We start from the raw sequence: 14,460 nt of genomic DNA on the forward strand, positions 1-14,460 counted from the left end.
GACATTATTTTGTGCATTCATGACGTCAATTTCGCAGTTTCGGACGACATCTCCATAAAAAAACTGCGCATGTAAGGCGCAGTTTTTTTATGGAGATGTCGTTCTTTACTTATCCGTATGGGAGTTCAGCGTCTGAATACTACCGTCTGCATTATAGTGTAGTGGTAATACTTTCACATTCCTGAGGTGAGTTTTGCCGGAGAGCTGGGTATCGTGGTAGAAGAGGTACCATTTATCCTGCACCTGTACAATGGAGTGGTGGGAAGTCCAGCCATCCACGGGTTTCATCAACAGGCCCTGGTATACAAATGGTCCGTAAGGACTATCGCCGATGGCATATACGAGGTTATGCGTATCGCCGGTGGAGTAGGACAGGTAGTACTTGTTATGATACTTATGCAGCCATACCGCCTCAAAAAATCGTTTGTCATTTTCTTTCTCCGTAAATAATTTGCCGGTACTATCTACAATTTTCACCTCGCGTACCTCTTCTGCCAGGGAGGTCATGTTTGGGGATAGTTTAGCCACACGTGGCAGTATAGCTGTTTCTTCCGGCTTTTTCAGCTGTGCTGTGGAGTCATACTTGTTATGATTCCACTGCTGGAGTTGTCCGCCCCAGATGCCTCCAAAATAGAGATAGATGGAACCATCGTCGTCAGTGAATACGCAGGGGTCAATACTGTAGGTGCCTTTGATGGGAGTGGGTTCCGCGGTAAACGGTCCGGCCGGGTTGTTACTCGCGGCCACGCCTATACGAAAAATACCCTCCTTATCTTTAGCAGGGAAGTAGAGGTAATATTTGCCATTGGCGAAAGCAGCATCAGGCGCCCAGAGTTGCCTGGATGCCCAGGGCACGTCTTGCAGGGCAAGTGCTACACCGTTGTCTGTTACCTTCCCACCTACCGAATCCATGGAGAGGATGCGGTAATCCATCATCTGGAAGTGGTCCCCGTTATCATTTTCTGCCACGCCGGTAGCAGTATCATGTGAGGGGTAGACGTAAATTTTTCCGGCGAAAACGTGCGCGGATGGGTCAGCCGTATAGATGTGTGACACCAGTGGCTGGGAAGCATACTTATTTTCCACCGTGGTGGAGGTGTCTGTTTTAACCTCTTTTACGGGAGCATTGCCGCAGCCGGTCGTGGCCAGGCATAGGAATGCGCTGATTCCAATTCCAGTAAGGTTACTGTAAATGTAATTTTGCTTGAGCATAGAAGATGAATTGAATGATGATTCATAACGTGTGTTGTACGCAGCCGGTTATTACAACGCGGCTTGCTACTTAGTGCTATAACGTGTGTTCAATATTTGGGTATACCGGGAGATCAGTCCGGTAACTAAAGATATAAAAATAACGGAGATATTCTAGGCGCCAAAAAATTCACGATACACAAAATAACCACCGCCGATCACCAGGAGATCGATCGCCACTGCCAGCAGGCAAAGGGGCCACCAGTAGATGGTCCGGTAACGGAAGATCCGGAGGGTTTCCGGCTTTCCCCGTTCAAATATGAATGGGACGTTTTCGTGCAGCTCCCACTGCGGGCGGGAGGCAGCAGTGGCATGGCGATAGGTGAGGATGTCATTATCCTGGGTAGGGATTTCGAACACGGGATAATACATGGTGCCATCGTCGTCTTTACTTTCCACGAGCTCCACCACTGTGCCAGTGGCGCGTTCAGCAGTTTTTACAAATTTAATACGGCCTCTCAGGTCGGCAATGGCAAACCCTAACAGTAAGGCACCTACGCAAACAAATATGATATGTATGATCATGTGATTGGAGTAATTTTGTTTGCACCAGGAAGTACGAAATAGCCGCCTCCAACGATGATCAGTGGAATGGCAATACCTATACACACAAGGCTCCAGTTAAATATCCAGAAATAGCGCATCATCCTTGGGGAGGACCGGTGATGTGGATCGTTCAGAAAGGTGGCTGTTTCGCCAATCTCCCAGCTGGCGGGATTACTGGCGGCAGGGTGGTGGTAAATGATTTCATTGCCGGATGAGCTGATGATGCTGAAAACAGGGGAGTAGGCCCCATCACTTAATTCGAGTTTAATAACGGTGCCGGTTACACGCTCGCTGTTGCGGATGAAGGCAATGGATTGTTGCCCGACGTAAAAAGCAATACCCAATAAAATAAGGCCGGTTAACAGATATAGTTTGTACCACATGGTGGAATCGGTTTGTAATTCTAAATTACTAAAATTCCACCACTATAGCGGTGCGCCGTTTTCAGCGGCTGTAGAACATACTTGCCGGCACGGTGAAATCTGCCGCATACTGCGTTTGGAGGGGATGGTAGCCCTCCAATGCGGTTCGCTGCATGTCAAAACAAAAAGCCTGCGATGTGACGCAGGCTTTTTTAGTGGCAGTACCGAAGGTAACACTAGTACCCCGGATTCTGCTTAAACTCATTCACTGTTCTGTCTATCTGATCCTGCGGAATTGGGCGCAGTACGTGTTTCGGCTGAATGTTAGCACGTGCTTCATTGTTGTGCAGTCGCACTCTGTCTAACAGTTTATGCGTTCTCACGAGGTCAAACCATCGCATTTGTTCACCTACCAGTTCACGGCCTCTTTCGTCGAGGAGGAAGTCGATGCTCATAGTAGCAGCGGTTACTTTCATGGCATTACGGTTCGCTACCGTTTCAGCATCTGTGGCGCCTGTGCGTGCGGCCCTTACTCTTACTACGTTTACAAGGTCTGCTGCTGCCTGCGGATCGCCTTGCATCAGCATGGCTTCGGCCTCTATCAGGTAAGTTTCTGCGAGGCGGAAGGAGATGAAAGGACGCACGCCGGAGGCCTGGTTATCGGGCCGCAGGGCATCCGCGAATTTATTCAGTGATGGATACAGCTTTTCAGTATATAACCGCGGTGGCACCAGCATATACTTTTTGCTGGCGATTTCCGTGGCGGATACATCATATCCCGGCAGGAAAATGGCGGTGTCGCCAAGTTTCAGTGTGGCTGTTGGAGCATTGGTAAACCATACGGAGGTGAAGAATTTTTCATAGCGCGTATCGTGTACCCGGTCCTGGTAGAGGGTATCCAGCAGGAATTTTGTAGGCCTGAAACGCTTCCATGGCGTACCATTGGGCAGGTCGCGCTTCATGCCAGGGAGCACATCATATTGCATCAGGAAAAACCGGTTGGCGTTATTGTCGCCGTTATTATATAACGGATCGGTGGTGAACTGCGCCGCCCAGATGGTTTCTGTGTTATTCTCCTTGCCTTGTGCCCAGATCAGTCCCGGATCATCCAGTAATTTGAAACCGTAATTTTTGATGACGAGATCGGCATATTTGGCGGCGTTGGCGTAGTCGGTAGTTTGCGCATCCGATGAAGAGGCGCGGGTGAGGTATACCCGTGCCAGCAGGTGTTCGGCAGCGGGTTTGGTAGCGCGGCCCCATTCAGATTGCGTAACCGGCAGGTCCCTTTCAGCATCCAGTAAATCCTGGATGATGGCATTATAAATAGCGGAGGTGGAGTCGCGGTGTGCTTCACGCTGGATTTCTGTATTTTCTTTTAAGCTCAACGGAATGGGACCAAACATCTCCATTAATAAAAAATGATACTGGGCTCTGCAAAATTTGGCCTCTGCCACCCCTTTTACTTTGGTGGCGCTGTCGAGGTCCGAAATTTTATCCGCGCGGGTGATGGCCACATTGGCGGTGTTCAGCGTTTGATAAAAACTGTTCCAGACCTCACGTACATGCGCATAGCGGGAGTCCAGCTGGGAGGTATACTGACTGGTAAATTTAAAGTCACCGTCCGATCCGTTGGTAATGATATCCGTGCCTGTTTCTGTGAGCGTAATACCTCTTTCGGTGCTGTAGAAGTTGCGCATAGAAACGTAGGCGCCGTTGACGGCGGTTTGGAAGCCGGCTTTGGTATTGTAAAAATTATCCGTTGCGTTGGTCACTACTTTTTCATCCAGCATTTTATTACAGGAAGCGGTGGCCATCATCAGCAGCATAGCGGGAATTATATGTTTCATAACAATTACCTTTTAGAGATTTAAAACTTCGCATTAATACCGAATTGCATCATCCAGGTGGCTGGTGCATCAATGCCGATCACATTCACATCTTCCGGATCGATGCCTTTCCAGGTTTGGCGATAAGGAGCGAGTATCAGTGGTTGTTTCACGCCGAGGGTGAAACGTAGATCGCGCATGCCCCAGTTGCTCACCAGCTTATTTGGCATTTCGTAGGCCAGGGTAATGTTGCGGATCTTGAAGAAGGAGCCGTCGAAATAGCTGAGCGACTGGTAGTTGCTGGGTCTTTCCTGGTTGGCGTTAGGCCGTGGGAAGTCGTTGGAGGGTGTGCCTGGTGTGTTATAGACTACATCCAGGTTGTTATAACGGCCAAACAGGGTGTTATAGTTAGAATAGAAGTCGCTCCGGATCATGCTTCCCCAGCGTGCGAATGCCACGATAGACAGTTCAAACCCTTTATAGGAAAAGCGTTGGGTAGTACCGGCCTGCCATTTGGGTTGCGGTGAGCCCAGGATCTGGCGGTCGTTTTTAGCATCGATTACGGTGTCTTTGTTTACATCTTCGAGCCTGATTTCGCCGGGTTTTACGTTGTACCTGGCGGCGAGTGCAGCGTCTTTATCCTGCCAGATGCCGGTTTTTTTGAAGTCGTAGTACACGTAGGTAGGCTGACCAACGAACCAGGCATTGCCGATGTCGGCGGACCTGCCATCGCCGAGGGATAGGATGGTGGACCTGTTGCGTGAGTAGTTCACATCCATTTTCCAGGAGAATCCGTTTGGATTATCGATGATGGAGGCGGAGATACCAATTTCCAGGCCTCTGTTGCGGCTGGTGCCGAGGTTCATCAGTACCTGGTTGAAGCCGTTGCTGTAAGGCAATGTTTGCGGCATGAGGAGGTCGGTGGTACGTTGGGTGTACCACTCGATCACACCTGTGATACGGCCGTTGAGGAAGCCGAAGTCCAGGCCTACATCTGTGGAGGTGGTGGTTTCCCAGGTGAGGTCAGGATTACGGAGGTCCTGCGGTACGTATCCCAGTACGCCTTTGTTGCCGAATGAATATGGAATTCTTAAGAGCGAACCTTGTGTGGCGTAGGGTGTAATACCGGTGTTGCCTATACGCCCGAAGCTGGCGCGCAGTTTCAGGTTATCCAACAGGGTTTGTCCTTTGAGTGGAGCCTCGTTGATGATGTTCCAGCCTACAGCCACGGATGGGAAGTAGCCCCATTTTTTGCCGGGTGCAAAGCGGGAGGAGCCGTCTGCGCGCATAGTGAGCGTTACCAGGTAGCGATCATCGTAGCCGTAGTTGAGGCGGCCCATGTAGGAGAGGATGGTCCAGCTGCTAAGGCTGCTGCTGAGGCCTGTTACGTTGAGTGCCTGGCCCAGGTTGAAGTATTGCTGTGATTCTACGGGGATGCCTCTTACGTTGGTGCCGGAGAGGTCAGCTGTTTCCCGTTGTACACTATAGAGGCCAGTTACACCGATATTATGTTTTTTGACCAGCTTATTGTAGATCAGGAGGTTTTCGATGGTGTAGGCGAGGACGGATGCGTTGTTTTTGGTAGCAGTGGCATCACCACCACCGATGAGGAGGTTGGTGTTGTTTTTCCCCTGGAACAGGCCGTAGTTATAGGATTGAATATCGGGTCCTACGTTGAGGCGGTATTTCAGTCCGTCGATGATTTCCACTTCTCCGTACAGGCTGGTGAACACGCGGAGGCGTTTATTCAGTTCCACGCGGTTACCGGGTACATAATCCAGTAAAGGATTTGGTTGTTGGTTATCGCCGGTAGGGTAGGTGATGAGTTTGCCGTTATCATCGTAGGGAGCAGCGATGGGCAGCATTTTCAGGGCGTTATCGATACCGTTATAGGTTTCGCCGTTGCGTTGGCTATAGGCGCCGAGGAGGCTGGCGCCTACTTTAACACGCTTGCCTATACGTTGATCGAGTGCGATACTGAAATTATAGCGTTCGTAGTTCTGTAGTTGCAGTACGCCCTGGTCTTTAAAGTAGCCGATGCCTACGCTGTATTTGGTGTTTTCTGAACCACCGGTAACGTTTACGCCGTGGTTGGTTTGGTAGCCCTGGGAGATCATGAGTTTCTGCCAGTCTACGTCCACGCCTTTTTTGATGTTGGCGTATTCTACTGCGTTGAATATTTTCTGATCGGAGGCGTCTGGGTTGTTGTCGTCATATTTTCCGATGGTGCGGTTGGCTTCTCTGCGCATGTCTGTGAAGCGGGCGGCGTTCATCATGTCGGTTTCGCCGAGCTGGCGGACGATGCCGTAGGAACCGCTGTAGGAAACAACGGGCTTTCCTTCTTTCCCGCGCTGGGTGGTAACGAGGATAACGCCGTTAGCGCCTCTGGAACCGTAGATGGCGGTGGCGGAGGCATCTTTGAGGATATCCATCGATTGTATTACACCGGTACCGATATCGTTGAGACTACCGGAATACGGAATACCGTCTACCACGTAGAGCGGGTCGTTGCCGGCGTTGAGGGAGCGGGTACCGCGGATGCGTACCTGAGGTTCATCACCGGGCTTGGAGCTGTTGTTGAGTACTTCCACGCCGGGGGCGCGGCCTTGCAGTGCCTGCTGCGGATTGGTAACCGGCACGTCCTGTATGGCTTTGCTGTTGACGGAGGAGATGGCGCCGGTAACATCTTTCTTTTTCTGTTGACCATAACCTACCACGATTACTTCTTCGAGTTTTTTGCGGTCTTCCTGCAGTATAACGGATACGGCTGTACGACCATTCAGCTGTTCTTCATGGGTGGTAAATCCGATGAAGGTGAATACCAGTGTGGCGTTGGCTGGTTCTGCTATTTGCAGGCGGTAGTGACCTTTAGGATCAGTTTGTGTACCCGTATTTTTGCCTTTGATGGCAATGGTTACACCTACCAGCGGCGAGTGCTGGGCATCGAGTACATTTCCTTCCACTGTAACGGGTTTGCTTTGCCCGTAGGAAAATTGACAGCATAGCAGGCATGCTATCAGACATAGAAAACGTGGAACTTTTTTCATAACGTTTGATTTGGAATTATAAAATGAACGGTCCGGGTTCTTATCAGTTTTTACTAATAGTAATCAGATTTTGGATTTCAAATATGGTTCTAAAGCGGGTTCACAATTTCAGGTCCTTCGGGGGACAAAATAGTAAAATTTCACAAAGTTGCAATCGTTTGCAATCATATTTTTATTTGAGTATTATATGCGTGGCAACATTAGTCAAGACTGAGTCCAATAGAATTCCTGCGGTTGAAGAGTGCGACGCAAGGATGTTTAATAGTAATTCAACTGCCTGGTACAAAAAGAAAATAAAACAGCTGCCTGGGTGTAATATTTGTGGCGGTAAGCTGGAATAAAATTATATAAATATGGAACCTAAAAATCTGACTGCAACAGCTGAAGTTTTTATTCAGGGAGATGAAAAGCAGGTGTGGAAAGTCTTAACGGACCCTGCTGCGATTAAGCAGTATATGTTTGGCACGCAGGTGAAATCTGATTGGGAGAAAGGGAGTGCGATTGTTTGGCAGGGTGAATGGAAGGGGCAAGCGTACGAAGACAAAGGTGTGATTAGTTGGAGGGAATAAGATAATCGTATAGCCGAAGGGGTGGGAAAGGTAGATGAAAATCTTATATTCATGGATAAATTTAAATTCATGCGGGTAGTATTTCGTTACGTAATATTTTTTAGCATAATACTTTTATCTATGAGCAACCACGCCTATGCACAGCAACCAGGGGTAATGGTGCGTATAGCCGAGATAGATATCCATCCTGAGCAGCTGGAAGCATATAAGTCAATACTCAAGTATGAAGCGGAGGCCTCGGTTCGGCTGGAGAAAGGGGTGATTGCTATCTTTCCCATGTTTGAAAAGGAGCATCCTGAACGGGTACGCATATTGGAGATTTATAAAGACCAGCAAGCCTACCAGGACCATCTTAAATCGGAGCATTTCCTGAAATACAAAACTTCCACATTGGCTATGGTCAAGTCATTGAAACTGGTGGAAATGGCGGCGCTGGATATGGAGGCGGCGGTGCAGGTGTTTAAGAAGTTGAAAGAATAGGGAAGGACCACTGTTCCTATTCTTTCCAAACCCTGATAAACATAAGACCTGCGCGCATCGCGCAGGTCTTATGTTTATCAAATGATCCCTCTGGGTCCCAGATTCATGATCATAAAACAATATTTCTCCTTGCCCATTCTGCAATCCCAACAGTTGGTATCTGTTGTTGATAATTAAATGTCTGCTCCATGGGCCATTGTACTCCCGGATTTGTAAACCCAATCGAAAAGCCGCTGCAGCAGATCACTGTATCATAATGGCCCAGTGAGTTGGCCAGACATAATCCTGATGCCAGCAAACGTGTATTATTTTTGCAATTGAAAGAATTAGAAGAGCATGGTATTATAAGAAGGGTTGTTTATCCTGAGTTGCCACCAAGGGTTGAATATTATTTAACTGAATTAGGCGAGTCTGTTCTTCCAATTATTACTCAAATGGAGAAGTGGGGTAGTGATTTAACGGCAACGTTTCAGAAAGCATATAAAATCAGCGTATAGGTATTAGTGGTATTTACTCCCTATACGGTGATTATCCTGATTAACGTATGGTTGGCATTATACCTGCGTCATTTACATTATTAGTTCCCATAATATAGGATGCATAGGATGATCCTCAGGCCTTTTATTGGCCTAAACAAAAAGCCGCTTCAATCGGGTGATTTAAGCGGCTTTAATAACCTTGATATTTTTGTGGTGAACCCTATGGTACAAAACTCGAACCTTTTTGTTTTCGATCTTCGTAAATTGGCAGATTTAGCATGACATATTATCGCCAATAGTCATTATTTGTATATATTTTTTTAATATATCTTTTTAAATATTACAAAAAATATTACCTTCGCACCCGAAATGAATAAAAGAAATATATTTTCTACAGTTACTCCACCTTGACATACAGGATTCTCCTGTCTAATGCGCCGTTAACAGCGGGGCATTGTTTCTATTTTATATAATTCAGTTTACATATTTACCTCAGTTTATAAACCATCATGACCATGAAGGCTTACTTGAATTTATTTGACTTTAAGCAAAAAGTAAATTACAAAACAGAAATTCTATCCGGACTTACCGTTGCACTCGCATTAATTCCTGAAGCCGTTGCATTTGCTCTCATAGCAGGGTTATCACCTTTAACTGGTCTATACGCCGCATTTACAATAGGTCTTGTTACATCAATCTTCGGAGGCAGGCCGGGTATGATTTCCGGGGCTACTGGTGCAGTCGCTGTAGTGATTGTAGCATTGGCTAAATCACACGGCATTGAATACGTACTTGCCACTGTAGTATTGGCGGGCTTAATACAAGTAATTGCAGGGCTTTTACGTTTGGGAAAATTTATACGGCTAGTTCCCCACCCTGTAATGTTTGGCTTTGTAAATGGCTTGGCAATCATAATCTTTATGTCGCAACTGGTACAATTCAAAACAACAGATGCCAGCGGGGTCTTGCATTGGATGAGTGGAACGCCTTTATACCTGATGATCGGGTTAGTATTACTTACAATGCTTATTATATGGGGATTGCCCAAACTCACGAAAGCAATACCGTCTTCATTAGTGGCCATACTGGTTGTGTCTGCTATAGTAATAGGGTTAAGCGTTGATACCAGGACTGTTGGAGATATTGCGTCCATTAAAGGAGGTTTTCCCCCATTCCATATTCCAGAACTGCCGTTTTCGTTGGATACATTAAAGATCATATTCCCTTATGCACTAATAATGGCTGGTGTTGGCTTAATTGAGAGTTTACTGACATTAAATCTAATTGATGAAATCACTGAAAGTCGCGGCCGAGGCAATAAAGAAGCAGTGGCGCAAGGAGCCGCTAATATTGTTACCGGCCTATTTTCAGGAATGGGCGGCTGTGCCATGATCGGCCAAAGCCTGATTAATATTTCATCCGGTGCAAGGGCAAGGCTTTCCGGCATTATCGCCTCAGTAATGTTATTGGTTTTTATCATGTTTGGTTCATCTCTGATTGAAAAAGTACCTATGGCCGCACTTACTGGTGTAATGATAATGGTGGCTATTGGTACATTTGAATGGGTGAGTATTAGGATGATCGGGAAGATGCCACGACATGATATTTTCGTAGGAATTTTGGTCGCCGCAATCACTGTACTGTTACACAATCTGGCCTTAGCGGTACTGATCGGTGTAATTATATCTGCGCTGGTCTTTGCCTGGGAAAGTGCTAAAAGAATCCGGGCAAAAAAATATGTTGATGAACAAGGCATCAAGCACTATGAAATCTACGGGCCTCTTTTCTTCGGGTCAATATCAACATTCAATGAAAAGTTTGACGTCTTGAATGACCCTAACGAAGTTATAATTGACTTTAAAGATAGCAGAGTGGTAGATATGAGCGGAATTGAGGCATTAAACAAGCTCACGGAGCGATACAAAAATGTAGGAAAAACCCTGCACCTGCGCCACCTAAGCGAAGATTGTAAGTTGCTTTTGAAAAATGCTTCTTCATTAATTGAGGTTAACGTGATGGAAGACCCTCATTATAGGGTTGCGGTAGATAAAATTTAACACTATGACACCTGAACAAAAACAAGAACTTAAAGCTGTTATTGAAAAGAAAATTTCTCAGACAGAAAATTCTATTACAGAATACAGAGAAATGACGCAACCAGTTGCGCCAGATGATTCTATTGGACGTCTGAGTAGAATGGACGCCATTAATAATAAAAGTGTCATGGAAGCTGCACTCCGTCAAGCTGAACAAAAACTCAGCCGCCTAAAAGAATCACTTTTCAAAATTCAAGATAGTGAATATGGTAAATGTACAAGGTGTGGTAGCCCTATTCCATTCAACAGATTAAAAGCAATTCCTGACAGCACTCGCTGCATAAGCTGTGCCTAAATCCTTGAGAGAACATGCCAATCAACAAAGAAAAAGTTTAGGGAGAGTATGATTCCCACCCTAAACTTTTTTTCAATGATTTGGATTATTAATAGTTCTTCAACTAGCCTTTACTGCCGATATGCCTTATTGTTATGTCGCTAGGTATTCCGGACTTAAACGATGGATTTAATTTAATGTAGCCCCATTCTTTCAAATCCTTCATGCAGTAGTAGTAAATCCTTTCCGACCGTATTTTAGCCTGCCCACGTAATTGGGCCGAAAAAACCTGTACTGGATTTACACAGCCTTGCCGATAAAAAAAATACAGGATTGCCAGCATCAGGCTAACGTGCTTCGGCCCCATCTTCGGATCTTCCCCTACCATATCCATAAAGTCAGCAATATAATTCTCAAACGTCATCATCCCGCTCTCTGTGTTTGTCGTTTTCCCTCAGTTTTTTTTTCACCATTTTCCTGCTGCTGACTTTTCTTTGTCGATTGCTTCTTCCCTTCGCCCGGTTTCTCCGTCTGTTTATTTGTCTGCTTATTCTCCGTTTTTGTCTTTTGCTGTTGTTCGTGCTGCCGCTGCTTCAATTTTTGCCCCAAATCTTCACTGATAAATCCTTTTTCAATCTGTTGATCGAGAGGTACAGGCTTTTTATCCAGATCAAGGAGAACAAGGCTTCCTGACCGGATACCGGGTGTAACATAAAGTTCTTCATGTTGTCCGTCTTTATTGAGGAACTTTTCCTTTTGAAGATTGCCTCTTTCCAGGGATTCCTTCAACGCACCTTTATACACTACTGAATATTCATCTATCACCTTGCCCAAATTGTACCCGTATGCCTTGTCAAATCGCTCCGAGTTATAATTGCCATTCTGCAATTTCTCTTTTGGCTTAATCCTTTCCCACGAATCACTTTTAGAATGGTGAACTGGTCTGCCTTGCAGAAAATTAAAGGCCATCTTATAGGTAAAGTTGTCCTTTACCTTTTGCCCGCCCTCATCATCCTTTTTATGATTCATATAGAACGTATGGGTTCGCGTTTCCCCATTCCCGCCCTTTTGCGCAGACATGGTGAACTTATTCAGGAAATAGTCACCCGTAGTTGCCGATTTCCTCAGATGAAAAACAGTATCACTCTTTCCATCCTCATATAGCTTCGAGTAATTGTGTTCAATGGAGGGATTCCCTTCTTTCATCTTCTGTATTAAATCATCATTATATGCCTCCTTCATACCTATGAGCATAAAGTGCTTTTGCGTAAGATTGTTATCATTTCCTTCCATAAAATAAAATTTAAGGTTTCAGTAAAGCTGAATTTTTCAGCCGTTTCAATCAATCAGTGGCCGGGCCTTCAGTAATACTTTATACCTGATCTTTAAAAAAAGTAGCCTACCGCCATTCACTTCACCAATCTGAATAAGCAAGTCCTGATTTTTAGGAATTGTAAAAGATGGAAACGCCAAGACAATAATACCAGCACTATTACCAGTAACACCTTCATGATCACTAACAAAACTGGGAACCATCGCCTTTTCTTGAATAGCGGTCTTCTTTGCCTTCTTTCGATCTTTAACAATAAACTTTATGTAATCCGGCGTGTAGGTAATAAGTGAATTATTGTGAATAGAAAGTTTGAAGAACATCGTGTTCTCCCGCATATAGATACTTTCAAGTGAAAGTGTTATCATCTGTTCAGAAACCCGCTTTCGCAAGAAGTTTCTGTTCTCCTCTACCTCCGAGCTTGTCAATTTGTAAAATTCCTTGTCATGCTCAGTTCCTTTAATCAATACGCTTCGCCCGTCATCACCAACTTTGTAAAACCGCAGATTCAAAACGGAAGGTTCTTCTGAATAATTCAACAGGAAGGAATACAGTCTACCGTCAGTAGTAATTACGGAAAGATTCGTTTCAGAAAAATTGGCGCTGGCTGCTTTCACCTGCAATACATTTTCCGCTCCCTTTGCCTTCTGTGCCAGTATAGAACTACTACCACGATCAACACTTTTGATTTCATAAGGAAAGATGAGGTTACTCGTTTGGTTAAGGCTCACCCATAACATATATGGGGCTATCTCCTTCGCCCTTATTTCAGGATGATCGTTTACATCCTGAGCGTTGGCAGTAACAAAAAGAATACAACTCACAATCCATGCAACACATAACCTTTTCATATTCTCTCTTTTTTTTAGTTTACTCGATAATTATCGGTTCTTTACATTATTATCAACCAGCAGCACATCATAACCACTTCGGATGTTAACCTTGACTACTTTCATTTTCCGCCCGACTAACGACTTCGCCGCTTGAATACCGGCGCTTGCTGCCTGCGCTCCAATACTTGGGTCAAGGCTGGCTATACTCAGACTTTGAATTGCCTGATCAGTTGTCTGCTTTGTAACCTCTGTTGCCATATTCGCATTTACATCAACTCCTATGATCCCATCCATATCATATACACTGAGATCAACCGGTAGAATATTATTCCCGGATTGAATTGAAGTGATATTGATTACGAACCGACCCTCAGCTAATTTTCCTTTGCCCCAAACGAACGCATTTTTTGGGACACGAACGCCGGCAACATATATTTCTTCCAAAAGCCGAAGCTGAACTTTTGAACCATCCATTACTTCCTTCGATTCAGCAATGACAGCACGTACTGTGTTTTGCTTCACCTCACTCTGTTCATCTTCCAGTGAATAGAATCTGTTGAAGGTGCCATTTCGGGCTGCTCTCAATGAATCCAGGAATGAATTTTTCCTACCGGTATCGGCCTCCATCAGTGATACCAAATCATCCCCCCGCGAGGTCTTCACTGTAAATACCTGACTTCTGTTCACTTCAGACATTTCCTGTATTCGATCCTTTACACGGTTGGGATGCTGTATATCCAGTATCTTTTCCAAAACACCTGAAATTTGCTCCATCTGCTTATCTGGCTTGTCTTCGCTCATTTCCTTCATCATCGCTTCGAGCCGGTCAATGCCTTGCACTTCAACTTTGTCTTTCGTATTATCAGGGGCATTAGGATATACCTGATCCCTTGCTGAACTGCGGTTAAGCTCATCATTTATAGCCGCTATCTTCCGGTAAACTTTTTCCTCATTTTCATCTCTCCCTGTTCCTGTAATACCATACCGACCCGTACTATACGTCCTTTCGCTACCGAAACCATTTTCTGACGTGTCCATGCTAAAAATATTTTCATGCACAGCAGGCGGTGTGTAGTACGGATCTTTCTCCTTCAGAGTACGCAACTTTGCCGAATCCTTATCAGCCATTTCGTAGTACATGAGCTTATTCCAACTGCTGTCAGCAGACGCTTTTGCTCCCGGCAAATCGGTATTAATGCCCTGCACTTTTACGTCTGCCATCACCTTCTTACCATCTCTACTGATTACACCGAACGATGATAGTAGAATTGTTAAAAAAGGAAGTACCAGAATGGGCATCACTATTAGAAACTGTTTTTGTTTTCGCAGCTTTTCATTTACTGCACTTTCCTCATTTTTCATACACC

The 14,460-nt window shown here is 45.4% G+C and carries 13 protein-coding genes; 5 read left to right on the forward strand and 8 right to left on the reverse strand.

Features of this window, described 5'->3' with window-relative positions:
• Window positions 1-105 precede the first annotated feature (105 nt).
• The 5 genes from KW844_RS09785 to KW844_RS09805 form a co-directional block, all read right to left on the reverse strand.
• Window positions 106-1,212 (reverse strand): glycoside hydrolase family 43 protein, encoded by a 1,107-nt coding sequence (locus tag KW844_RS09785; protein WP_218376541.1) that lies wholly within the window; start codon window positions 1,210-1,212, stop codon window positions 106-108.
• Window positions 1,213-1,365: 153 nt separating this feature from the next.
• Window positions 1,366-1,776 (reverse strand): DUF3592 domain-containing protein, encoded by a 411-nt coding sequence (locus tag KW844_RS09790; protein ID WP_218376542.1) that lies wholly within the window; start codon window positions 1,774-1,776, stop codon window positions 1,366-1,368.
• Window positions 1,773-2,180: a DUF3592 domain-containing protein gene (locus KW844_RS09795; protein ID WP_218376543.1), complete on the reverse strand. Its 408-nt coding sequence runs from the start codon at window positions 2,178-2,180 to the stop codon at window positions 1,773-1,775. The genes KW844_RS09790 and KW844_RS09795 overlap by 4 nt, the downstream gene beginning before the upstream one ends.
• A gap of 215 nt (window positions 2,181-2,395) precedes the next feature.
• Window positions 2,396-4,006, reverse strand: coding sequence for a RagB/SusD family nutrient uptake outer membrane protein (locus tag KW844_RS09800; RefSeq protein WP_218376544.1), 1,611 nt, complete (start codon window positions 4,004-4,006; stop codon window positions 2,396-2,398).
• Window positions 4,007-4,026: 20 nt separating this feature from the next.
• Window positions 4,027-7,032, reverse strand: coding sequence for a TonB-dependent receptor (locus tag KW844_RS09805; protein ID WP_218376545.1), 3,006 nt, complete (start codon window positions 7,030-7,032; stop codon window positions 4,027-4,029).
• 353 nt (window positions 7,033-7,385) lie between these two features.
• Between KW844_RS09805 and KW844_RS09810 the strand changes: the two genes are divergently transcribed.
• From KW844_RS09810 to KW844_RS09830, 5 genes are all read left to right on the forward strand, one after another.
• The gene (locus KW844_RS09810) at window positions 7,386-7,601 is read left to right on the forward strand and encodes an SRPBCC domain-containing protein (protein ID WP_218376546.1); all 216 of its coding nucleotides are present in this window, start codon (window positions 7,386-7,388) and stop codon (window positions 7,599-7,601) included.
• A 120-nt stretch (window positions 7,602-7,721) separates the two neighbouring features.
• Window positions 7,722-8,081 carry a putative quinol monooxygenase gene (locus KW844_RS09815; protein ID WP_255578331.1) on the forward strand — a complete coding sequence of 120 codons (360 nt, stop codon included), beginning with the start codon at window positions 7,722-7,724 and terminating at the stop codon, window positions 8,079-8,081.
• 269 nt (window positions 8,082-8,350) lie between these two features.
• Window positions 8,351-8,578, forward strand: coding sequence for a helix-turn-helix domain-containing protein (locus tag KW844_RS09820; RefSeq protein ID WP_218376547.1), 228 nt, complete (start codon window positions 8,351-8,353; stop codon window positions 8,576-8,578).
• 497 nt (window positions 8,579-9,075) lie between these two features.
• Window positions 9,076-10,617: a SulP family inorganic anion transporter gene (locus KW844_RS09825; protein WP_218376548.1), complete on the forward strand. Its 1,542-nt coding sequence runs from the start codon at window positions 9,076-9,078 to the stop codon at window positions 10,615-10,617.
• A gap of 4 nt (window positions 10,618-10,621) precedes the next feature.
• On the forward strand, window positions 10,622-10,951 hold the full coding sequence (locus KW844_RS09830) for a TraR/DksA family transcriptional regulator (RefSeq protein ID WP_218376549.1): 330 nt from the start codon (window positions 10,622-10,624) through the stop codon (window positions 10,949-10,951).
• Window positions 10,952-11,353: 402 nt separating this feature from the next.
• Here the strand turns inward: KW844_RS09830 and KW844_RS09835 are convergent, their stop codons facing one another.
• The 3 genes from KW844_RS09835 to traM are packed head-to-tail and all read right to left on the reverse strand — an operon-like array spanning window position 11,354 to window position 14,455.
• Window positions 11,354-12,223 (reverse strand): hypothetical protein, encoded by an 870-nt coding sequence (locus KW844_RS09835; RefSeq protein ID WP_218376550.1) that lies wholly within the window; start codon window positions 12,221-12,223, stop codon window positions 11,354-11,356.
• A 45-nt stretch (window positions 12,224-12,268) separates the two neighbouring features.
• Window positions 12,269-13,111, reverse strand: coding sequence for a conjugative transposon protein TraN (gene traN / locus KW844_RS09840; protein ID WP_218376551.1), 843 nt, complete (start codon window positions 13,109-13,111; stop codon window positions 12,269-12,271).
• Window positions 13,112-13,141: 30 nt separating this feature from the next.
• Window positions 13,142-14,455, reverse strand: a complete 1,314-nt coding sequence (traM, locus tag KW844_RS09845; protein WP_218376552.1) for a conjugative transposon protein TraM — start codon at window positions 14,453-14,455, stop codon at window positions 13,142-13,144.
• Window positions 14,456-14,460 lie beyond the last annotated feature (5 nt).

The organism is Chitinophaga sp. sic0106 (assembly GCF_019219075.1).
Lineage (GTDB): Bacteria > Bacteroidota > Bacteroidia > Chitinophagales > Chitinophagaceae > Chitinophaga.

Bases quoted from the DNA above. Each gene is read 5' to 3' on its own strand.
- KW844_RS09830 (WP_218376549.1), top strand. From the start codon at position 10,622: ATGACACCTGAACAAAAACAAGAACTTAAAGCTGTTATTGAAAAGAAA.
- traN (WP_218376551.1), bottom strand. From the start codon at position 13,111: ATGAAAAGGTTATGTGTTGCATGGATTGTGAGTTGTATTCTTTTTGTT.
- KW844_RS09825 (WP_218376548.1), top strand. From the start codon at position 9,076: ATGAAGGCTTACTTGAATTTATTTGACTTTAAGCAAAAAGTAAATTAC.
- KW844_RS09815 (WP_255578331.1), top strand. From the start codon at position 7,722: ATGAGCAACCACGCCTATGCACAGCAACCAGGGGTAATGGTGCGTATA.
- KW844_RS09805 (WP_218376545.1), bottom strand. From the start codon at position 7,032: ATGAAAAAAGTTCCACGTTTTCTATGTCTGATAGCATGCCTGCTATGC.
- KW844_RS09810 (WP_218376546.1), top strand. From the start codon at position 7,386: ATGGAACCTAAAAATCTGACTGCAACAGCTGAAGTTTTTATTCAGGGA.
- KW844_RS09800 (WP_218376544.1), bottom strand. From the start codon at position 4,006: ATGAAACATATAATTCCCGCTATGCTGCTGATGATGGCCACCGCTTCC.
- KW844_RS09835 (WP_218376550.1), bottom strand. From the start codon at position 12,223: ATGGAAGGAAATGATAACAATCTTACGCAAAAGCACTTTATGCTCATA.
- traM (WP_218376552.1), bottom strand. From the start codon at position 14,455: ATGAAAAATGAGGAAAGTGCAGTAAATGAAAAGCTGCGAAAACAAAAA.
- KW844_RS09785 (WP_218376541.1), bottom strand. From the start codon at position 1,212: ATGCTCAAGCAAAATTACATTTACAGTAACCTTACTGGAATTGGAATC.
- KW844_RS09795 (WP_218376543.1), bottom strand. From the start codon at position 2,180: ATGTGGTACAAACTATATCTGTTAACCGGCCTTATTTTATTGGGTATT.
- KW844_RS09790 (WP_218376542.1), bottom strand. From the start codon at position 1,776: ATGATCATACATATCATATTTGTTTGCGTAGGTGCCTTACTGTTAGGG.